21 protein-coding genes are annotated in these 20,393 nt (G+C 55.5%); 7 read left to right on the forward strand and 14 right to left on the reverse strand.

The window, feature by feature from the left end; all coding sequences use genetic code 11:
- Positions 1–102: 102 nt before the first annotated feature.
- The 10 genes from AC58P5_RS14045 to AC58P5_RS14090 form a co-directional block, all read right to left on the reverse strand.
- Positions 103–375 (reverse strand): hypothetical protein, encoded by a 273-nt coding sequence (locus AC58P5_RS14045; protein WP_497387409.1) that lies wholly within the window; start codon positions 373–375, stop codon positions 103–105.
- A gap of 102 nt (positions 376–477) precedes the next feature.
- Positions 478–1,050 carry a beta-sandwich domain-containing protein gene (locus AC58P5_RS14050; RefSeq protein ID WP_497387411.1) on the reverse strand — a complete coding sequence of 191 codons (573 nt, stop codon included), beginning with the start codon at positions 1,048–1,050 and terminating at the stop codon, positions 478–480.
- Between the two features lie 84 nt (positions 1,051–1,134).
- Entirely contained in the window at positions 1,135–1,416 is a 282-nt protein-coding gene (locus AC58P5_RS14055) for a hypothetical protein (protein ID WP_497387413.1), read from the reverse strand.
- 180 nt (positions 1,417–1,596) lie between these two features.
- A complete protein-coding gene (locus tag AC58P5_RS14060; RefSeq protein ID WP_497387415.1) occupies positions 1,597–1,875 on the reverse strand; it encodes a hypothetical protein in 279 nt (92 codons plus the stop codon).
- Between the two features lie 81 nt (positions 1,876–1,956).
- A complete protein-coding gene (locus AC58P5_RS14065) occupies positions 1,957–2,898 on the reverse strand; it encodes a hypothetical protein (protein ID WP_497387417.1) in 942 nt (313 codons plus the stop codon).
- A gap of 19 nt (positions 2,899–2,917) precedes the next feature.
- On the reverse strand, positions 2,918–3,589 hold the full coding sequence (locus AC58P5_RS14070) for a helix-turn-helix transcriptional regulator (protein ID WP_497387419.1): 672 nt from the start codon (positions 3,587–3,589) through the stop codon (positions 2,918–2,920).
- Positions 3,590–3,723: 134 nt separating this feature from the next.
- On the reverse strand, positions 3,724–3,969 hold the full coding sequence (locus AC58P5_RS14075; RefSeq protein WP_497387421.1) for a hypothetical protein: 246 nt from the start codon (positions 3,967–3,969) through the stop codon (positions 3,724–3,726).
- Positions 3,917–4,210 (reverse strand): hypothetical protein, encoded by a 294-nt coding sequence (locus AC58P5_RS14080; protein ID WP_497387423.1) that lies wholly within the window; start codon positions 4,208–4,210, stop codon positions 3,917–3,919. The genes AC58P5_RS14075 and AC58P5_RS14080 overlap by 53 nt, the downstream gene beginning before the upstream one ends.
- A gap of 27 nt (positions 4,211–4,237) precedes the next feature.
- On the reverse strand, positions 4,238–5,812 hold the full coding sequence (locus AC58P5_RS14085; protein WP_497387425.1) for a M2 family metallopeptidase: 1,575 nt from the start codon (positions 5,810–5,812) through the stop codon (positions 4,238–4,240).
- A gap of 26 nt (positions 5,813–5,838) precedes the next feature.
- The gene (locus AC58P5_RS14090) at positions 5,839–6,738 is read right to left on the reverse strand and encodes a glycosyltransferase family 2 protein (RefSeq protein ID WP_497387427.1); all 900 of its coding nucleotides are present in this window, start codon (positions 6,736–6,738) and stop codon (positions 5,839–5,841) included.
- Between the two features lie 183 nt (positions 6,739–6,921).
- Here AC58P5_RS14090 and AC58P5_RS14095 point away from each other — a divergent pair, with 183 nt between their 5' ends.
- Positions 6,922–7,794 (forward strand): SRPBCC family protein, encoded by an 873-nt coding sequence (locus AC58P5_RS14095; RefSeq protein ID WP_497387429.1) that lies wholly within the window; start codon positions 6,922–6,924, stop codon positions 7,792–7,794.
- Positions 7,795–7,984: 190 nt separating this feature from the next.
- The gene (locus tag AC58P5_RS14100) at positions 7,985–10,246 is read left to right on the forward strand and encodes an AraC family transcriptional regulator (RefSeq protein ID WP_497387431.1); all 2,262 of its coding nucleotides are present in this window, start codon (positions 7,985–7,987) and stop codon (positions 10,244–10,246) included.
- A gap of 100 nt (positions 10,247–10,346) precedes the next feature.
- On the opposite strand, the gene AC58P5_RS14105 is transcribed toward AC58P5_RS14100, so the two are convergent.
- Together AC58P5_RS14105 and AC58P5_RS14110 are read right to left on the reverse strand one after the other, a co-directional pair.
- Complete coding sequence (locus tag AC58P5_RS14105; protein WP_497387433.1) at positions 10,347–10,718, reverse strand: hypothetical protein; 372 nt, start codon at positions 10,716–10,718, stop codon at positions 10,347–10,349.
- Positions 10,719–10,895: 177 nt separating this feature from the next.
- On the reverse strand, positions 10,896–11,504 hold the full coding sequence (locus AC58P5_RS14110; RefSeq protein WP_497387435.1) for a GbsR/MarR family transcriptional regulator: 609 nt from the start codon (positions 11,502–11,504) through the stop codon (positions 10,896–10,898).
- Positions 11,505–11,757: 253 nt separating this feature from the next.
- Between AC58P5_RS14110 and AC58P5_RS14115 the strand changes: the two genes are divergently transcribed.
- The 5 genes from AC58P5_RS14115 (at position 11,758) to AC58P5_RS14135 (ending at position 16,073) form a co-directional block, all read left to right on the forward strand.
- Positions 11,758–12,957 (forward strand): quaternary amine ABC transporter ATP-binding protein, encoded by a 1,200-nt coding sequence (locus tag AC58P5_RS14115; protein ID WP_497387437.1) that lies wholly within the window; start codon positions 11,758–11,760, stop codon positions 12,955–12,957.
- Positions 12,954–13,790: an ABC transporter permease gene (locus tag AC58P5_RS14120; RefSeq protein WP_497387439.1), complete on the forward strand. Its 837-nt coding sequence runs from the start codon at positions 12,954–12,956 to the stop codon at positions 13,788–13,790. Before AC58P5_RS14115 ends, AC58P5_RS14120 begins: the two co-directional genes overlap by 4 nt.
- Before the next feature lie 38 nt (positions 13,791–13,828).
- On the forward strand, positions 13,829–14,674 hold the full coding sequence (locus AC58P5_RS14125; protein WP_497387441.1) for a glycine betaine ABC transporter substrate-binding protein: 846 nt from the start codon (positions 13,829–13,831) through the stop codon (positions 14,672–14,674).
- Positions 14,675–14,701: 27 nt separating this feature from the next.
- Positions 14,702–15,136 (forward strand): TIR domain-containing protein, encoded by a 435-nt coding sequence (locus tag AC58P5_RS14130; protein WP_497387443.1) that lies wholly within the window; start codon positions 14,702–14,704, stop codon positions 15,134–15,136.
- 343 nt (positions 15,137–15,479) lie between these two features.
- Positions 15,480–16,073: a YdeI/OmpD-associated family protein gene (locus AC58P5_RS14135; protein WP_497387445.1), complete on the forward strand. Its 594-nt coding sequence runs from the start codon at positions 15,480–15,482 to the stop codon at positions 16,071–16,073.
- A 123-nt stretch (positions 16,074–16,196) separates the two neighbouring features.
- Here the strand turns inward: AC58P5_RS14135 and AC58P5_RS14140 are convergent, their stop codons facing one another.
- Both AC58P5_RS14140 and AC58P5_RS14145 read right to left on the reverse strand, forming a co-directional pair.
- Positions 16,197–19,121 (reverse strand): GAP1-N2 domain-containing protein, encoded by a 2,925-nt coding sequence (locus tag AC58P5_RS14140; protein ID WP_497387586.1) that lies wholly within the window; start codon positions 19,119–19,121, stop codon positions 16,197–16,199.
- Complete coding sequence (locus AC58P5_RS14145; protein ID WP_497387447.1) at positions 19,121–20,386, reverse strand: TRAFAC clade GTPase domain-containing protein; 1,266 nt, start codon at positions 20,384–20,386, stop codon at positions 19,121–19,123. The genes AC58P5_RS14140 and AC58P5_RS14145 overlap by 1 nt, the downstream gene beginning before the upstream one ends.
- Positions 20,387–20,393: the final 7 nt, after the last annotated feature.

The raw sequence follows: 20,393 nt of genomic DNA on the forward strand, positions 1-20,393 counted from the left end.
CCTCGTAAATGAGAGAAAGAGATAAGCCGGGTTACAGCTTATCTCTTCCGGTCATCGGAGACTGCCCTTGCGGGCTCGTCTCACCGAAATTTGTTCAGGTACCTAGGCTACACATTTGGCGCACAGTGGCGATACGCCCGAAACCGTATATTCTCCCGGTTCCTGCAAGCGCAGGTCGGACGCCTTCTTCGCTGTCTGCAAGCTTGAATAAGTGTCTTCGGACGCGGATATCGCCCGGTTCTGCTGAACGTCTGCAGACGCCGTGTGCGCCTGGACAATCGCGGGCTGCCCGGCGCTGACGTCCAGGGCCGTGCCCATGACGGGAGACACCAGTACAGCAGTCGCAATAAGAAACTTAGTCGTCGTTTCCTTCATTCCATCCACCCTCCTTTCTTCTAAGAATGCCGGCTCTCTTTCAGTATAAGAGTTATCCCGGCCGGGTCCTCGGCTGTATCCCTCCCTTTTATTAGGAAAATATCACCTGTCCCCCGGTGTTGATTCGCTTTCGAGCGTCAGGCCGAACACATGCATGCAAGGATTGTCTTCAAACGTAATCCGATTGATCTCGGCCGGACGGTCTAGTTCAACCCTGTCATACCAGAGCCTGGCGGATCTGTGCGTAAGAGGGCCATCCATCGTATGTAGGCAGGACGTTTCGATTACACACTCGTTACGAGGGAAAGGAACCTCCGAAATAAAATGGGACAACAGGATCTTCTGCTTCGAGACCTCCTGCCCGTCCAGCATCAAATACACATAGTCCGCCATATTGGCATCGCTCGAGGTGCCGAGAAGATGAATGTTGGTCACCCGCTGCCGGGGGAACTGGATGGACTGTCCTTCCGTTACGATATTATCGAAAGATTGCCGCTTAAAGAGAACGAACGGTATTTCTTTAAATTCGAAAGGAGCGTTAAACTGAAAGGCATCCTCCGGAAAGGAAGCCCTTGCCGAGCTTAAATAGCCCTCGTGATAGTTATGGCTGCCTGTCGTTCCGCAGTTATTCAAGCAGGACCTCAGATCCAGACAGGTAAACATCCGTTGATTCATGTACTCCCTCCATATCCGCATCAGGTGCAAAAGAGAAAAGAGAGATAAGCCTTTTCCCCGCTTATCTCTCTTTGTCCGGCTCGCTTAAGCCAATGTCTTCTTAAACACATTGATCGTAAAAGAAGGTTCCGCCTCGGCTAATTCAACGATACCGGCGGAAGCGTGCGGCTGAGTCTCAGCCGTTGTTTCCGCCGCGGCAGGGCTGAATTGCGGAGAAGCCGCCACAGTGACAGGGCTACCTTCGGAAATCACCGGAGGCTGACTCTGGACAGCCACGGTCTGGGCGCTTACGTTCAGGGCGGTGGCCGCCGCAGGAGCCGCCAGAATAGCGGTGGCGATGATAAATTTAGACGTCATCTCTTTCATTCGATTCACCTCCTTTGCTCGGATGGACTACTTCTTCAGTATAGAAAAATTGCGCCCCGCTCTCTCGGCTTTACCGGGTGACTTCAACCTGCGGAAGTTTCGTAAACCGCGAGCCTTCCCGGCCCCGGCCTGCCTGAAATGCAGAAGAGATAAGCGTCGGACGCTTATCTCTTCTGGGATTTACGCCGGAGTTTTCGTCACAACTGACGGGGAGAAATTGCCGCCTCCGCCAAACTCCCGCAAAGTTTCCCGGAACTCCGTCTTCGCGTCGGAAACTCCGGCTTGGGACAATGTGCCCGATGGCGCCGCCTGTACAGCCTGCGCAGCCTGGCCGGCCGGTTGAACCGCCGGCTGGGCCTGAACCGCAGCGGTTTGAGCGCTTGCCTGCAGGGCTGTTCCTGCCGCAGGCGAAACGAGAATCGCAGTTGCTATCACAAATTTTGCTGCCGTCTGATTCATTCTTGTCACTCTCCTTTTTCTGTGGGTTCCTTTTCAGTATAGAAGAATGAGCGCCCGAATCCTCGGCTTAACAAGGGGTTTCTAATCGGCAAAAATTTCATACAGCAGGCGGGTTGCCACAGCGTACAAAGCCAGCTGGCGCTCCGGGCTCTCCCTGTGAAGAGGCAGCATCGAAAGGAACAGCAGCGCCTCGATCTTGGCGACATCCCGGAGACGACCGCCCAAATACCGGTCCCAGTCGCGGAGAAGCCGGAGCTGTCCGTCCGTAAACGGGATTTCCAGCCGGATGTCATTGCCCGCCGTTTGCAGAGAATAACGCCCGTGAACAATATGCTCGTACCCGTTCAAGCTGTGTCTGATTTTCGCCAGGTCGTACCGCCGGTCGCCGTAGATCCCCGGAATGCCGAAGCTGCCCCGGGGATCTACCAGTTTGACGGCCTGTTTGTCCGGCGCATAGAGCACATTGGAGAAGCAGAGGTCACCGTGCAGAACGGCGATAGCCGGATTACCGAGCAGGGACCGGAAATCTTCGAGATGGCTTTCGAAAATCCGGAAGGGGCAGAGCACCATCGTTCCGTTCAACCGGTAATAGCCCTGGTTGTAAAACCGTCTGGCCCGCTCGTTGCCGTTCAAAAAGGCCGCCATGCGGGTTTGAGTCTTGCCGATGTACATCTCGTGCAAACAGGCTGGGTCCAGCTCGGCGGGGAAGGCGGCAAACCGGCCGAAGAGCTGGTCCAGCCGGGCAAAGACGCCCGCCCACCCTTCTTGATCCAGCCGCCCGCTCATGTACAGCTCCGATAAAGTCGGAGCCTGGATGTACTCCAAATGCAGATACACACGATCTTGCAGCGAGTAGCCCAGAATACCGGGGATATACGTTTGTAATGCCTCCGGCAGATTCAGGTACCAGTTGATCTCGTCGCGGAGTTTCTTGTCGTGGCGGCTCGTTTTGCGGACGGACCGCCCGCCCGGCCCGATCGTGAGCCGGTTGAAATAACGGGAGCGAATCGGCTCCGTTTCCATAAATCCTCCCCCTTTCCCGTTATCCGCAGGACGGCGCTTCCCGCCTTTGTCCCCGGTAAACCGAAGGGTTTATCCCGACCAGCCTTTTGAAGACCCGGCCGAAATGCGTTAAATCTCCATAGCCGACGGCATAGCATACATCCGTGACCGGCACTCCTTTTTGCAGCATGGCCTTCGCCTTCTGAATCCGTTTGTTCATCACGTATTCCTTGAAGCCGAAGCCGAAATATTCTTTAAACATCCTGGAGTAATGACACCGGCTGACGAAAATACTCGATGCCACTTTCTCCAAAGACAGGTCGTTTTCGCATAAATTTTGTTCGATATATTCAAGAGACTGATATAGAAGCGGCGAAATTTCCGGCTTGCCCGGCAAAGCGGCGGACGGCTTGGATAAAAGCCCCACCGAATCGAGAAAAGAATAAAACACGAAAAGATCGCGTTTGTTCACTTTAAGCAGCACCATAATCGGGCTTTGCAGCTGAAGCTCCTCGATTTTCCATTCCTCCGGGAGCGATTCGTCGAAAGACAAGAAAACGAATAGCTTGTGCGCTTTTTCCTGCCGACGAAGCGAGCTTGCGACTGCTTTAAAATCCGATTCGGCAATGATAGACATATGGGAAAACAACCTCTGTACTCGTTCGAACTCGTCTTCCTTAAGCTGATGGCTGATAATAAGTAGCACGTCCACTGGCACCCATTCCCCCTACACGTAATGGTTTCGGTGCCGTCATGGTATCAAACCGCAAGAAAGAAAGATCAGGTTCTCTTGCAGGACATTAGGATTTTTTTGACTATTCTAGATTTATATGAAAAATATTTCTTTTAAGCGGATTGATAATCGCGCAAAATATCGTATATCGCATCCAGCCCGTGACGAAGAAAGCCGGCGATAGCCGGCAAAGGCCGTTCTTCCTCCCCCATGCGGCGGAAGTGGCGGAGTATCCGCTGGTTATACGGAAACGGCAAACGAGAGGCGTTTCTGCACGCCTCCGGCGCCTCCAGACGGAACCATTCGTCAAGCCCCTCCAGCTTCTCCGGCGTGAGCGTCCCCTTTAGTTCCTCCGACAAGCGATCCAACTGCCGGATCAGGTTCTCGGCTGCCGTCCCCATTTCCGTCCCTCCGTTCCATGGCCATCACTTTAAGTCCGGGCTTGAACGCCTTGTCCGCAGCGGACAGGGGCAGCCTGCGGTAATAGTCCAGCTCCTCGGGCGTGAGCGTATACGTCTTGACCTGGCTGTTAACCGGTTCGGACGAATCCCGTTCCATACGGGAAACGACCGTCCTCTTCTGGATATGAATCGTTGCCATACCGGCATCCTCCTTAAGATACGAAAATTAGCCTTGCAGCTGACGGATCAGAAAAAACGGGTTCAGCTCGTGGAAGGTGGCCCCGGCCAGCAACTCCCGCCAGCTTGCAGAGGCTCCCGGACGGAACACTTCCTTCCGCAGATGCTGCAGCGCTTCTTGCCCGTGCCATTCCTTGAAGCGGGCCTGAAGCGTGTGCTGAAACTGGGAGGCGGCCGCCTCGCCGAGCAGGTAATTGTAGTAATAGACCGGGAGCGTCGACAGATGCGCCTTGGCCGCCCAGTACGGATAATCCCACTCGGCCGGCCGGGGAATGCCCTGCACGTCTTCCACGAGATCCCACCATAGGCCGTTTAACGGCCGATCGGGATTTGCGTATAATTGCTTCTCGAATTCCACCAGAGTCAGTGTCCAATACAGCCTGACCAGCGTTTCTTTCCGCAGCCGTTCTTGACCGGACCGGACATCGGCCTCAGGCTGCCCGCCGAACAGCCCCTGCCTCCACTCCGCATCCCACGCCAGTCTTTCCATCAGCAGGGCGGCGCCCTCGCTCAGGAAGGGATGGGCCGGCTGACGCAGCAGAAACGGAAGCGAAGGATCGAGCTCCTTCTCGAAAAGGGCATGCCCCGTTTCATGGAGCAGCACCGCAAGCCCCTTCGTGTCCGGGGACAGGTTGCAGCACATGCGGATATCCCGGCTCCGGTCCAGGTTCAGGCAGCAGTTCGCCTGGCCTTTGCCCGGACGCTCCGCCAGATCCGCCCTGCGGATGACGGCGCTCAGATCGAAGCCGCGTTCCAGCAGCCACCCGGACACCTTGTCCGCCATTTCATCCGTGCCCGCCGCAAGCGGCTCCTCCACCGCAAAATGCGTCTGGAAAAACGGATGCGTATAATGCCAGGAGCGGACCTCGCCTCGCGCGATGTGAAACCGGTCGGCCAATTCCAGGTCGATCCCGCATTTCACCTCCCGGTAGGCTAAATCCAAACCGCCGCGGATTTGCCCGATCAGCTCCGTCAGCTTGTCGAGCCCGATCCCGGCGGTCTCTAGCTTCATCGCGAAGTAATCGTCGTAGCCGAGCCGCCGGGCAGCCCGGTTGCGGAGCTTGACCAGCTCCAGAAGCTTGGGCGCGGTGAGCTCGCCCAGCCGCATTCCCGCCTGCCAGATCTGCTTGCGCTGCCGGCCGTCCTTGAGCCTGCGCATCAGGACCAGTACCGCATGCTCCGACAGCAGAGCGCCGCCCGCTTCCGCGCGGAACGTGCCGATTGTGTAATGCAGGTCGTTCCACAGCGAAGCGGCGGTCTGCCTTTCGTCCGCCTCCATCCGGTACTCCGCCATTTCAGCCTTCAATACATGCAGCTGGCGCTCCTGGTCTGCGGACAGGCCCGGACGGTTCAGCCAATATTCGGCCCGCTCGCGCAGGGCCGGAGAGGCAAGCGCCTCCTGATAAGCCTTCTCATCTTGTTCGCACTGCTTGACGTAGCGGAATTCGCCCGTCGTGATCACTTTCCAGAGCGAATTCATCATCGGGACGTATAAACCGGCCAGCTCGCGGTTCGCTTTTCTCAAAAAAGAGTCGGCGTCAGTCTGCAAACGTTGTTGTGACAATCGTCCTTCCCCCGTTTCGGTTTGGTTCATGCCTTGAAATTGAGAATCCGGACGTATTCGTCGGAAGTGTTTTTTCCCGCGCTGCCGAGCATACCCGTTGAGGCCAGGTTCTCAAGCTGGATCCGGCTGATTCTGCCCATCATAAAATCATAGAAAGCCCCTACGACCGGGTGAGGATGCTTGCGGAAAAACGTGTCGTGGCTCTGCCGGATAAAGTCCGCATAAGAGGCGCCCCGCCGCGGATGCGCCAGATGCACATTTACCGCTTCCTTGCAGTACGCGAAGGGAATCTGCCGGCGGTGGGCCCGGTAGCCCAGTTCCAGATGCTCGAAGCCCCACTCGCGGAACGAGTCGTCGAAGCCCCCCAGATCCCGGAACAGCTCCAGAGGAAGGGACATATTCCCGCTCAAGGCGGCTATCCACGGAACGGGCGAAGCCGTCGACCCGCTGCCGGTAAACAGCCGGTAAACGAGCCGGCAGTACTGCGGAATGCGGTCATATTTCTGCTCCCAATAGCGGGCCAGCACCAGATCCCGGTTATGCTCCGCATCCGGGACGTAGAGCTCCCGGACCTGCCCCACCACGAAGTGGTTCCCGTGCTTCCGGCGGGCTTGTTCATGCGCTTCGATGAATCCCGGCCTCGGTATCCGGTCGGCATCGCAGAACAGGACGCATCCTTCGTCCAGAAGCTTCGCTCCGGCATTACGGGCAGCCGCCCTGCCGCTGCGGGGGATGCGCACGTAAGTGAGATTCAGTTGCCCCCTGTAAGCTTCCGCAACGGCATGGACCGGCTCTTCGGACCCGTCGTCTACGACGATAACCGGACACCGGTTATAAGGGGGCGCCTGCCTGGTTAACCCGTGCAAAGTCAAAGATAAGGCGTAGGCTTGATTGTAAACCGGGATAACCACATTCATTTTTGTCATCCAAACACCACCTCCGGACCTGTCGGCCGAAATAAAACGTGCGCTTGCCGCATTATAGAACGCTTTTCTTCTCGGCCGCTCGGCTTTTTATTCCGGCAGAATGCCGATAAAAACCGATCATTTGTTCGCAAAATAAGGTAGGATCAGGGTATCAGTATCATGCGGAGGAGGACTGCTTTCAGGATGAATGCGGACAGAGGAAAAACCGTCAATTCGGTTTATATCGACGCTTCTGCGGACGAGATCTGGTGGTATGTGGCGACAGCGGAGGGCTGGAAACATTTTTTGAGCGACATCGCGACTTATTCGGGGGCACAGCCTGATATCGCCCAAGGGGACGAGCTCACCCTCGTAATCGGAGAATTAACGAATCGCGCCGTCTGCACCGAATGCGTTAAACCGGAGCTTATCCGGTTCGACGAGCGCTACACGTCCATTTTGCCGGACGGCTCCCTCTGGGAATACAACTTAAGAACCTCCTTCGCTTTCGAGCCGATCGACGGGGGCATTTGTACCAAGGTGACCGTAACCGTTGAAGGCTACACGGAGGATGAAAGGATGCAATGGGTCAGGGAATGCGGGGAAACGGGATGGAGACAATCTCTATTTCATCTGAAAAATACTATCGAGCTTGGCCTGGACCTGCGCAACTCGATTTTTAATTATCCCCGCCTGGGGGTCATGAATTATACGGCAACCGCCGCACAGCTGGAAGAGCAAGGGCTTGCCGCGTCCGGCGTACGGGGGAACTTCATCGGAACCGTGTACCCGAACAGTCCGGCCCACCGGGCCGGTTTGCGCAGCGGGATTATCGTGACGACCCTCGGAGGAATGCCGGTTCCGACGTATTACGATTTTGTAAAGGCGCTCTCCCGCTTTTACGGAACGAACACGCCCGCCGACATTGTTTTCTACGAACGGGGAGAACGGCATGCCGTAACGGCGGATCTAACTTACGACGACCAATTTACCGGCATGATCGATCCGAACGAAATTTCATTGGATGAAATCAGCGTACGGCGGCGCAAGCTTTCTGCCGTTAAAGAGCAGGAATAAGCAAAGGGCAGTATACGGCGGCGACCGTGTACCGCCCTTTTTTTTGCGGATGTTCCCCTTATGACTCCGGATAGGGGCCGTGCAAGGGTGCGGCAAATTCTTCTGTTCGTATACACTCCCCTAACATTCGGCTCGTACAATAGAAGCAGACCAGCCGCTTTTTCCACCAAACGAATAAGGAGTTCCTACGATGCCTTTCAACAAAACGAGACCGACCTCCCTGTTCCTAACGACGCTGATCAGTTTTCTCGTCATTATAGGATTGTTTGCCGCGTTCGACCTGGCGGCCTTCGCTTATTTCAAGACCAAATATCACGGCGAAATTATCGCTCACAACCAGTCCATGCTCAAAAATACGGCCGAAAAATACAGCACGCATTTGTCCCGGATCAAAACGCTTCTTTTCAATACGTATAACGACCCCGGCGTGATCGCTTTCAACCGGCATCTGCAGGGCGCCACGGATGAAGAGCTCCGTTATCTGGAGGCGAAAAGCATCGTTACCCGGCTCCGTACGGATACCGCAAACCCGCATCTGTTTCTCGACAACCTCGTGGTGTATTTCCTGCCGCACGGCGTCACGCTCGATAAGGACGGCAGCAGCAGTGCGGAAGACCAGTACGACCGGCTGTACAAAAGCGCCGCTTACCCGCTCGGCTTCTGGGAAAACCGCCTGAAATCGGCGGATGCGTTCTCCCTGCTGCCCGCAGCGGATTTCAAGACGGTCTGGAATTCGCCTGCCGAGAAGAACCTGCTGCCCGTCAGTTTTCATCTGAGCGGCAGCAGCTACCTCGTTACGGCTTATCTCGACGTGAATAAGACGCGGCAAGATTTTCTTGGCGAGGGTGGAGACGGGCGTCTCTTTTACGTGCTGAATGGCGATGGAAGCGTTCTTTTCGGGACGGGGGAAAGCGGAGATCCGGCGGGGCTTCCCGCATTCGAAGAAAATAGCGGAACCGCCGTTGCGGACGGAATGGTTTATTTCCGCTATACAGGCGACGACGGGCTGACGTATATCACCGGCGTTCCCAATGCCAGCGTGGCCTCCCAGCTCCGGAAGCTGAACTGGACGCTGCTGGCGATTTTCCTTCTGTCGCTCGGCATCGCCCTTGCCGTCTCCCTGCTGAGCAGCCGCCGGATCAACCGGCCCGTCAAACAGCTGGTTTCCGCGTTTATGAGCGGAAGCGGCGGCGGCGGCGAGCCCAGCGCGATCCGGGAGTTCGCGTTCATCCAGGAGAAGATCGCCGATCTGCTCAAGGAAAAGGCCGAAATCCGCAGCGAGCTCCACAGCCGGCAGTCGCTTCTTACGAAGTACAGCTACATTAACAAGCTGAGAAGCATTCATACGGATATTCACGAATGGCAGGATTTTATCGCGAGCGACGAAAGCTTCCAGATTATCGTCTATGAACTCCGGTTCCGGCAGGCGAAACCGGGCGAGGGACCCGCCCCGCACGAGCGGCTTGCCTCCTATTACCGTGAGCATCTCGACGTGCTTCTGAGAGAACACAGTCCCGGTTCGCATACGTTCCAGATGGAGAAGAACCAGATTTTAACGGTCATCAGCGGCGCATTGGCTCCGGACACGCTTCAGGCCATGCTCGGGGATATCCGGCAGCTGTTCGATTCCGACAAGGAGCAGTGCCTGGCGGCCGTGGCGATCAGTTCGCGGTTCGAGCACGCTTCCCAGTTCAACGATGCCTACCGGCAGGCGCTGGAAAGAGCGGGACAGGCCACCCTGGCGGAGGAGACGCAGTTCATCCTTGAAACGCGGTCCGGCCTTCAGGCTTGCGCGCTTGGCCCCGCCCGGGAGCAGGAGCTGAACGCCTGCCTTCAGGCGGGGGACGACAAGGGCGCCCTGGAGCTGATCGGCCGGCAGCTTGCCGAAATGCGCGAGTCGGGGGCGGGCGTCGTCCAGTTCAGGCAGCTTGCGGATTCCATCGCGGCCAAGATATGGAAGCTCATGGACATCTACAAAATCGGGCAGGATGCCGCCTGGCCCGTCAAACCGCTGATCCGGCGGATCAAGGAGTGCTGCACCTTCGAGGACTATGTCGAAGGCTACCGGGAGCTGTTCTTCTCCACGGCCGCGCTTATCTACGAGAAGAAAGATACGGAAGATCCCGTGATCCGGTTCGTCATGGACGCTCTCCGGGACGGCTACGGGGATGAGCTCTCCCTCGAAAATCTTGCGGACCGCCTCCAGATGTCGAGCGCCTATTTATCGGTCTACATCAAGGAAAAAACGGGAGCGAATTTCAGCGATCATCTGAACGCCATCCGGGTTTCCAAAGCGCAGGAGCTGCTGACAGGAACTCAGCTCAACATTGTGGAAGTCGGTCTGCGCATCGGCTACCGGAACATCACCTCATTCAACCGCATGTTCAAAAAGTGGACGGGGCAGACGCCGGGCGAATACCGCAGAGCCGCCAAACTGACGGCCGCCGAATAAAAAAAGCGCCCCTCATGGGCGCTTTTTGCGTATGCGATACGTTTCGTTCGTGACTTGCGTATGCGTTTGCATTTGCGTTCGCGGCTTGCGTTCGCTTACGTCAATATCCTTCAATTTGGAGGGCTTCCGTCAATTTTTCCGCCGCTTCACGCGTGCGTTCGAAAGCTTCGGTCGCTTCATGATCTGCCACATTGGCTGCTTTGATGGCTTCCAAAGCCTTCAGCGTAGCTTCCGCCGCTCTCGATGCGGCTTCGCGGCTGGCATGAATCAGCTTGGATAAGGAGCCCGATTCCGTGTTTTCCCTCACGATTTCCGCCATAAGAGCGGCATGTTCCGCCGCGGCGGTAGCTTCGAAACCTATCCGAACCGCCGTTTGCCGGAGTTCGTAGGCCCAGCCGTTTGCCCTGTTCGAAATTTCCCGTGCTTCATTCATCAATTCGACATAGGCGGCAATCTTTTCATTTAAGGTCATCCGGTCCCACTCCTAACGGGCGAAATACAAAGCTTATACTCCTTCTATAATAAGCTATTTAGGCGCAGGTTCAAACCCCGGCCCGCAGTGCCGGTCTCCTCGGGGTTATTCCGCTGTCCCCCGGGCTGCGGCATTCTCTCCAAATAAAAAAGGACAAGCCCGGGCTTGTCCTTTTTCTTATTCTTTCCCGTCGCGCTCCGGCCGACCGGCTTCGTCTGAAGCGGGTTCCCGGGGTTTTTTCGGAATCAGCTCGAAGATCTTGCCGGTTTCCATCGCCTCGATCAGCCTCAGCAGCCACTTGTAATAGTCTATGGCGTGCGCGATTTTCGCTTCGTCCGCTTCCAGCACGGCCTGGAGCTCCGGACTCTCTTCATATTCCTTCTTCATATGCCGCAGTTCGACGAGCGATTTGTTGAGGGCATTCATATTCCCCTCCACCGCTTTACGCCATTTAATGGAGAAAAAATCGCTGAAATTCTGGTACCAGTCCGGTTCCACTTCGTACAGGTCTTTGCGTGTGCCTTTTCCCCATACCTTATCGATCATCTTCAAATCCATCAGCGTCCGGACGCCGGTACTCATGGAAGTCTTGCTCATCCCCATCGTTTTGCTGAGTTCATCCAGTGTGACGGGGCCGTTATTGAAATACATATAACCATATAAGTGCCCGATAGACAAGGTAATGCCGTATAAATCCATATTTTTGCCAATGGAATCAATAACCCGTTCACGGTTTTTTTGAATTTTCTGGCTCTGCTCTGTCGTAAAGCCGCTGAGATCGTTCATGATTTCCCTCCTGAGGAACAAGCTGCTGCTTCTAAACCTCTAAATTGTATTGTAATCAAAGTCCCCTCGATAAGTAAAGAAAACACGAAAGAAGGAATACGGCGTTATACGGAGCATACTTAACGTATTGTACGTAAAGTTAAAACTGTACAAACATTTATAAGCTTATATGGACTTTGACGGTCAAAAAAGAATGCCGTTACACTGAAACAAGTCAGCAAGCCAGTCAAAAGACCCAGGAAAGGAGGTCCACATGCCTATCATTGAGGTAAAACAACTTACCAAAGTATTCGGATCGGACCCCAAGAGAGCTTTGACCCTGCTGGATCAAGGCCGCACCAAAGAACAGATTTTGAAAGAACACAGACTGACCGTGGGGGTCAATAAAGCGGAGTTTTCGATTGAACAAGGAGAAATCTTCGTCATTATGGGACTGTCGGGAAGCGGCAAATCGACGCTCGTCCGTCTGTTAAACCGGCTCATCGAGCCGACGGGAGGCCAGGTTCTTTTTAACGGAACCGATGTGCTTAAAATGAACCCCGAGCAGCTCCGCCAATTCAGGCGGAAAAATATCGGGATGGTTTTTCAGAAATTCGCTCTTTTCCCGCACAGGACCGTACTTGAAAATGCGGAATACGGACTTGAAATTCAGGGTGTCGAACGTAAAAAAAGAACTGACATGGCACGCACCGCTCTGAAGGCTGTCGGACTCGAAGGCTGGGAAGACAGCCGTCCGGACCAGCTCAGCGGCGGTATGCAGCAGCGCGTGGGCCTTGCCCGCGTACTGGCCAACGACCCTGAAATCCTGCTTATGGATGAAGCGTTCAGCGCATTGGACCCGCTCATCCGCAAGGATATGCAGCTCGAACTGTTGGAGCTCCAATCCAGATTGAAGAAAACGATCGTCTTCATTACACATGATTTGGATGAAGCGCTGCGCATCGGAGACCGGATCGCCCTTATGAAAGACGGCACCATCGTCCAGATCGGCACGCCTGAGGAAATTCTGATTCAGCCGGCCAACAAATACGTGGAACGTTTCGTCGAAGACGTGGATTTGTCCAAAGTCCTTACGGCGGCCCATGTTATGAAAAAGCCGGAAACGATCTCCCTCGAAAGGGGGCCGCGGGTAGCCCTTCAGCTTATGCGCGACAGCGGCGTGTCCAGCTTGTATCTGACGAGCAAAGGGATGAAGCTGCTCGGTATCGTGACCGCGGAAGATGCCCTTCAGGCTCTCAAAGAAGGCAAGTCGCTGGAGCAGGTCATGCAGCGCTCTATTCCGACTGTTTCACCCGGAACACTTCTAAACGACTTGTTCGAAATGATGTCCGAAACCCGGCTTCCCGTTGCCGTCGTCGACGAGGAAGACCGGCTGAAAGGCATCGTCATTAAAGGAGCGGTACTTTCGGCCCTGGCCGGAAATGCGGAACCGGAAGCGGGTGGCGTGCGATGAACCTCCCTAAACTTCCGCTCGGCAGCTGGGTCGAATTCCTTGAAAGCTGGCTCACCGATCACTTCGGGCCGCTTTTCGGCGCCATCAAAGCGGTCATCGCCGCTATGGTCGGCTCCATCGAGACCGCTCTGACCGCGCTTCCCGCGCTCGTTCTGATCGTCCTGATCACGGCGCTTGCCTACTGGATCGGCCGCTGGCGGATCGCGATTTTCGCGTTTATCGGCCTGCTGCTGATCGACAACCTGGGCTTCTGGGAGCTGTCCATGCAGTCGCTTGCGCTGGTCCTGACGGCGTCCATCCTGTCCATCGTGATCGGGGTGCCGATCGGTATTCTCTGCGCACGGCATACGCTGCTGCAAAATATCGTGACGCCCGTGCTCGACTTCATGCAGACGATGCCCGCCTTCGTCTACCTGCTTCCCGCCGTGTCGTTCTTCTCCCTCGGCGTCGTGCCGGGCGTAATCGCTTCGATTATTTTCGCGATTCCGCCTACGATCCGCCTGACCAACCTCGGTATCCGGCAAGTGCCGGAAGAGCTGGTAGAGGCGGCCGACGCCTTCGGCTCGACACCGGCCCAGAAACTGGTCAAGCTGCAGCTGCCCCTCGCGATGCCGACGATCATGGCCGGCGTGAACCAGACCATCATGCTGTCCTTGTCCATGGTCGTCATCTCCTCGATGATCGGGGCGCAGGGGGTCGGCGCTTACGTGTACCGGGCCGTCACGCAGGCCAAGACTGGCGTCGGCTTCGAAGCCGGTATCGCCATCGTCATCATGGCTATCCTGCTGGATCGTTTGACCCAGAATGTGTTTAAAAAGAAAAAATCGAAATAAGGGGTGTCATCGTTATTTTTAAAAAATGGAGTTTGTTGTTGTCCGTCGTTCTCGCCGTTGCACTGGTCGCCGGTTGTTCCACCGGGGGCGCCAAAGGCAAATCCGTCAAGCTGGCGTACGTAGCTTGGGATTCGGAGATTGCCAGCACGAACGTCGCCAAATACGTACTGGAGAGCAAACTGGGCTACAAAGTCGAAATGCTCCAGGTTGACGCCGGGCCGATGTGGGCCGGTATCGCCGACGGAAGCGCGGATGCCATGGTTGCCGCCTGGCTTCCCGGCACTCACGCCTCCTATCTGGAGAAGTATAAATCCAGCGTAGACGATCTAGGCGCCAACCTGAAAGGCACGAAGACGGGACTTGCCGTTCCCGCTTACATGAAGATCGACTCGATCGAGGATCTCAAGAAAGCCGATGTCGCCGCGTCGCTGAACAACCAGATCATCGGAATCGAACCCGGAGCGGGCATTATGATGTCCTCGGAAAAAGCGGTCGCCGACTACGGCCTCTCCGGCTACAAGCTGGTCGAAAGCTCTTCGGCCGCCATGGCGCAGGAGCTGCAAAAGGCGTATAAAGAGCAAAAGCCGATCGTCGTAACCGGCTGGACGCCGCACTGGATGTTCGCCAAAATGGAGCTGAAATATCTGGCCGATCCCAAAGGCGTTTACGGCGGCGAAGAAGAAATTCGCACCCTTGCCCGCAAAGGATTGAAAGAAGACCAGCCGAACGCCTACAAGTTCCTGGACCAGTTCGAATGGACCCCGGACGATATGGCTAAGGTGATGGTCGCTATCCAGGAAGGCAAGTCGCCGGAAGATGCGGCCAAGGAATGGGCCGATGCGAATGCCGACAAAGTGAACGCCTGGATCAAGGGCATCGAATAAAACCCTGGTTCCAAGGAGGCGAACTATGTGCTGCCCCCGGCAAAATCTTATAAAACCAGCTTGTATCTGAGCTATGCCTGGAATTACAAGGCAGCCTTCCGCGAGCTGGTTGCACTGCTGCAAACCTACCGGGAACGGGGCTTCCGCTTCGAAACCTTTCTGCTGCCGGAAGATCACCCGTCCGCCATTGCGGGAAACGAGCGTTCCCTATACGAGGCTGTGCGCGGCAAAATGAAATACTGTCACGCCGTGCTGATTCCGGCCGATGCACGCCCCGCCTACAGCAGGTGGGTCAACAAAGAAATCATCGCAAGCACAAGCGAAATGAACAAGCCGCTTATCGCCGTCCGGACCCCGGAACCGGGAGAGCCTTCCCTGATCGTGAAGCAGAATGCCGACCGGATCGTCGGCTGGGATGCGGAAGCGATCGTGCAGGCGATCCTGGAACTGTCCGCGAAATAGGCGCGTAATCCGAACACCACTGTCCTCCGGGGCAGTGGTGTTTTTTGCGTGTAATTTTTTCGGCCACAGTGCGTGTTCGTTAGGGGCTTATCCGCATCTGGTATTCACCCTATCCAGAACGGGAATAGCTACCCTAGTCGACCCTAGTCGACTGAAGAGACGCATGAGCCGCTTTTCCGTACCGTGCGAAGCTCCCAGCGCGCAGTGCTCGGCGTCACATGACGGTTTAATGGGATTGCAGCTTGGAACATGACCCGGCATCGTTTCGCTGCCTTGATAGCAAGGAGTACGAGAACAGAACGTCGAATAAAAAGAAATCAAAATTGAACAGAGGTGTTCCTTCATGACAGATAGCGCACTACATCCTAAGGTTAATGAATTTTTAAGCAAGGCTAAAAAGTGGAAAGAAGAATACGAGAAGCTGAGAACTATCGTTCTTGACTGTGAGCTGACCGAAGATTTTAAGTGGATGCATCCTTGTTACACGTTTCAGAATAAAAACATCGTTTTAATCCATGGATTTAAAGAATACTGTGCGCTTCTGTTTCACAAAGGTTCCTTGTTAAAAGATGCCGATGGTATCCTAATCCAACAAACGGTGAATGTACAGGCGGGGCGCCAGATTCGGTTCACCAACGTTCAAGAAATCGTTGAGATGGAAACCATCTTGAAAGCCTATATTCATGAAGCCATTGAAGTTGAAAAAGCCGGTTTGGAAGTGAATTTTAAAAAGAATACCGACTACGTCATTCCTGAAGAACTTCAAACTAAATTCGATGAAATGCCTGCCTTGAAAACTGCTTTTGAAGCATTGACGCCGGGACGGCAAAGAGCCTACATGTTTTATTTTTCCGAACCCAAACAATCCAAAACCCGCGTATCGAGGATCGAAAAATATAAGCAGCAAATTCTGGGTGGAAAGGGACTAAATGATTAGTTTGGCGTTCATTCGAACTCCTTTACGGATCAACTCAGCCAAAACAAAAAAAGCGGCCTCTCCAAAACCGGATGAGGCCGCCTTTTTGCCGCTAAGCGCGTGCTCGATTTTTTATTCGTAGGGTTAAAATAGCTTACTCGTTCTCAAGCTTTTACCTTGACCCGGCAGGGGCCCCACGGGCACAGGGTTCGATTTCACGGTATAGCGGACGGGCTCGCTCATGCGGCCCAGCTTGTTTTTCGCCGTAATCTCGATCGGATTATCGCCCGGGATGAGCTGAACCTGCTGGGAAACGCTGCCGGTGCCGGCAAGCTGCCCGTTGATATAAATCTCCGGGCTCGGATCGTTGCCGTCCTCCGCTTTAGCCGTCACGGTGACCTTGGCGGCTTTCACCGTTAGTGGCGGCTGCTCCGCTTTCAGCAGGGGCCGCGGGACCAGGGTCACCTTTTTGCTCACGGTTTCGGAAGTTTTGCCCGACTTGCTCACTGCCTTGAAAACAAGGGGATTCTCCCCTTCGTTCAGTTTCATGTCGATGCTCCCGTTCTCGATCACCTTGTCGTTGACATACAGCTTTGTATTTTTATCGGGCTCTTTCAGCGAGGCTTTGACCGTTACCGTTTCTTTGCCGGTTTTCTCCTCGAGGTCTGCCACGATAACGACCGGAGTCGGAGCCATCCACCCCGATACCGGCTTCCAGAGCACGGCGATTATGGCGATGAACAGCACCAGAAAAATGGAGCCTCTGAGCACGATTTTCCGCTTATTCTTGGCCCAGATCCGGGCCCATTTGCCGGACTGCCGCAGTCTGACGGTGTCGAACAAAGCCGCGAACGAAGGATTCCCGGTCTCAAGCAGCTTCCGGGACACCGCCTTATTGCGGAAAGCCTGCGGAGCATGTACATCGAACGCACGGCTGAGCGCCGCTTTGTAATACGGATGAATGGCGCCCTTCCCGTCCTGGAAACGGATATCCTCCGCGGACCAGGCGGCGAAATCCGTAAACGTGTCCGTTCCTTGCCCGGCCGAGGCCACAAAATTCAGCAGCCGTTCGTAATCGTAGCCGGGCTGCTGATCCGGACTTCCGCCGCTTCCCGGTTTATGGAAAGCCGTCACAAGCTGCCCGAAACGGGCGGGTGTGACCTCGTTTTGCATCAGCTTCTGCAGAAGGAGCTGCGCCCGGTCCAAATCGACGGGGTCCAGACGGGCCATTACATCTTCCGCTTCGGACTGTTTCTTCCCGTCCAGCGTCAGCACTTTGTAAGCCGCTTGTAAGACGCGGAGAACTCCCTCCTGATCGCGCGACGCCTGGCCTTTCAGGTCCGGATTGAACGGATCGAGCAGGAACCCGAGGCTCTGGATATCTTCGATGCCGAGGCCGCTCGGCTTCAAGTCATCCACCAGCTCCAAATGCACGGCAAGTTTCATCCACCGGCTGAATTGCCTCACGCCGTGCCGCTTCTCTCCGGCCGAATTTTGTCTCAATTGTTCAAAATAATCGGTTAACGTCCGGGCCAGAGCGACTTTCTTCCTGAGATCCGTCCGCATAAGTTTGCGCAGCGGATCGTAAGCTTCCCGGGAGAACATCTCTTCTCCCATCAGTTCCTCGCTGTGCGACTGCCAGAATCCGATCTCACCGGTAAAAGCCTGAACCGACTTGACCCGCTTCATCCGATAGCGGATGTAGCCTTCGCCTAAGGCAGGGCGACTCTTCATCAGCCCGCCGAACACGGCGGCGAAGACAGCCGGGCGGGCGGCCAGCAGGTCCAGCAGCGGGGCGGCGCTCTCGATACTATCACCCGCGCCGGAATCCGCGGTACGCGAGACGAAGATGCCGAGGCAGCGGACGATCAGGGCTTTCACCTGCGGATCGGCAAACTTCTCGTAACCCATCACGGCTTCCACGTAATCCGCCCCCGCTATACGTTCCCGGTCCGACGCCTCACGGGTGAGAAGACCGACGAACAGCTCCTTCAGCCGCGGCTTGCGGGGGGATGATTCGGTCGTAAGGAACGAGAGAATCCCGTTCATGGCGGCGGCCCGGTCCTGCTCGTACAGCTCCGTGCGGCCGCGTTCGATCTCATACAGGACGCACAGCCGGGAATAGGCTGCGGCGCTCAGCACGGTCTGGGTATCCAGCCCGGCAACCGCTTCGTCGCAGAAGTCGAAGTACCTCCGGAGCTCAGCCGGATCGTTGCGGTGAGTCCACACGTAATCCAGATACGCGTGGTCCTGGGCGGGCAGTTCCGTGTTCAGGAACCGGCCGCCGGCGAAATCGAAAATGTAATCTTTTTCGATTTTGCGGTCAGGCAGGCGGATGCTCCCCTTTTCCGTGAACACGACGTGCAGATGCTGCTTCGCTTCCGGCTCGCTGTTGAAGGTCATAAAGCCGAGCTGCCGTCGTACCGCGTAAGGAAGACTTCGGTACACGATTTCCAGCAGGCGCTTGGCGTAGATGGCGCTCTCGGATATGTCCGTGTTCAGGGAGATGAACACTTTCTTCTTGTTCGCCACCGAGGCAAGCACCGCGAAGACGAGCTGGCGAAACAGCTCCCGGTCGATCCCGAGCGTCTCCAGCAGTTTGTCTCCTTCGCCGGTGCGGACTTCCCCCTCGAACGGAATATCCTCCAGCTCGGGGATTTCCTTGCCGGACCGGATGTCGTAGCGGCTTTGGAAGCCGCGGATGCCGAAAATCCGGCGTGGTTCGCGGATGAACGCCTCTTTGCGCTCCTTCGGAATCACATACTGGTGCGTGAAGGAAGCGCTGCGCTGTCCCGTGAAGTCCGTCGCCACGTAGACGCTGCGACCGATCACGAAATCCCCGTTCTCCGCATGGTAAGCGACGACCGACTCCGGATACAGCCCGGAGTTTTCTTCCCCGCGCTCCAGGAGTTCCTGCGGCGCCTTATAGACGCAGTAAGGATGCAGCGCGGATTTGATAAAGGAATGGTCCAGCCCGGGTGACTTGGCCACCGTATCGAACCCTTCGCTTGTACGGAAGACCCCCTCGCGGTCCCTGGTAAACAGCTGCTGTTGAATGTTTTTCTGCATCACGTCGCATCTCTCCTCGCGATATAGCCCAGCTTGTGCAGCAGCCAGATAAACGGCTCGTCGACCCGGGTCGGATTAATGACGCCGGAGATCTGCTTGTTCACGGGATTGGTGCCCAGCGCGGAAACCGCGAAGTAAGCCGTATTCGCAAAATACACATCGACCGCGTCTTTGAACGGACGGTCTACCTTTTCTATAAAACGGCCGATTTCGCCGTTAATGTTCTCAAACTCGGATGCATCGAGATACCCCTGGTGGACGACATTGCGGAATACGTTGCTGTTCGGCTGGATGTACTCACTGTCTTCTTCTTTCAAATACTGGAGCATATCGCTCTTTGTGAGAACGATCGCCGTTGGAATATCTGTCTTGGAGTTGCTCTGGTGGGCGATAAAATTCTCGAACAGCGAAATAACCACTTCGCGCGGCTCGTCGTACCGGTTGGCGAATTCGCCCTGCTCCCCGCCGACATTGATCTGGATCTTGTCCCGGATGCTCCGGATTTGCAGAGGGTCGACGAGAAACAGAATGCCTGACGAATTTTTGATATGAGACGCATAAATATCGAGATATTCCCTCTGAACCATGCCCTCGCCCGCCACGTCGAAAAAGACGATCGTCAGCGGTGCCTCGCGCTCATCCTTGAAAACAAACTGGAAAATAAACGGCTCCTGCTGTTCGTTCGGGTTGGTCGATTGCAGCATGCTTCCCCGTTCGAAGATCGGCTCGTGGTAGTGCTGCCGGAATTTGCGGGAAATTTCCGCGCTCAGCGGCATACAGGCGGCGTTAAAATTCGAAGCCGTCGTATGCTGGAGCGTATGGATCAGCGAGGTCATATAGACGGACTTGCCGACCTGCGAAGCGCCCACGATCGAAATAATATTGCTCGGCACTTTACCGGCCGAAATCGGCAGCTCGTTGTGACAGTACGGGCACAGGCGCCGTCTGGTCGTTTCCCCGTAACGGTCGGTTACGGCGACGAGCACATTCTGTACATACGTCTTGTACGAGTCGGGAATCGTCGAAGGCAGAATAACGGCCTCCATGTCCACCTCGGACAAATTGAACTTGCGCCTCCAGCTGTTCAGACGCTCATCCTCCTGGAGCATGAAATCATCGTCGTTGTCTTTGATATGACTGGCCCGGAACACGACATCATCCGGTTCGAATTTATTAAAACAATACGGGCAGACGATGCTGTAATAAGGCGGCCGCTCTTTCTCGGGCGGCTTTTTTTCGAAAAGACTTTTCAGATACCCTAGCATGTGCGCC

The organism is Paenibacillus sp. JT31N7, assembly GCF_059692095.1.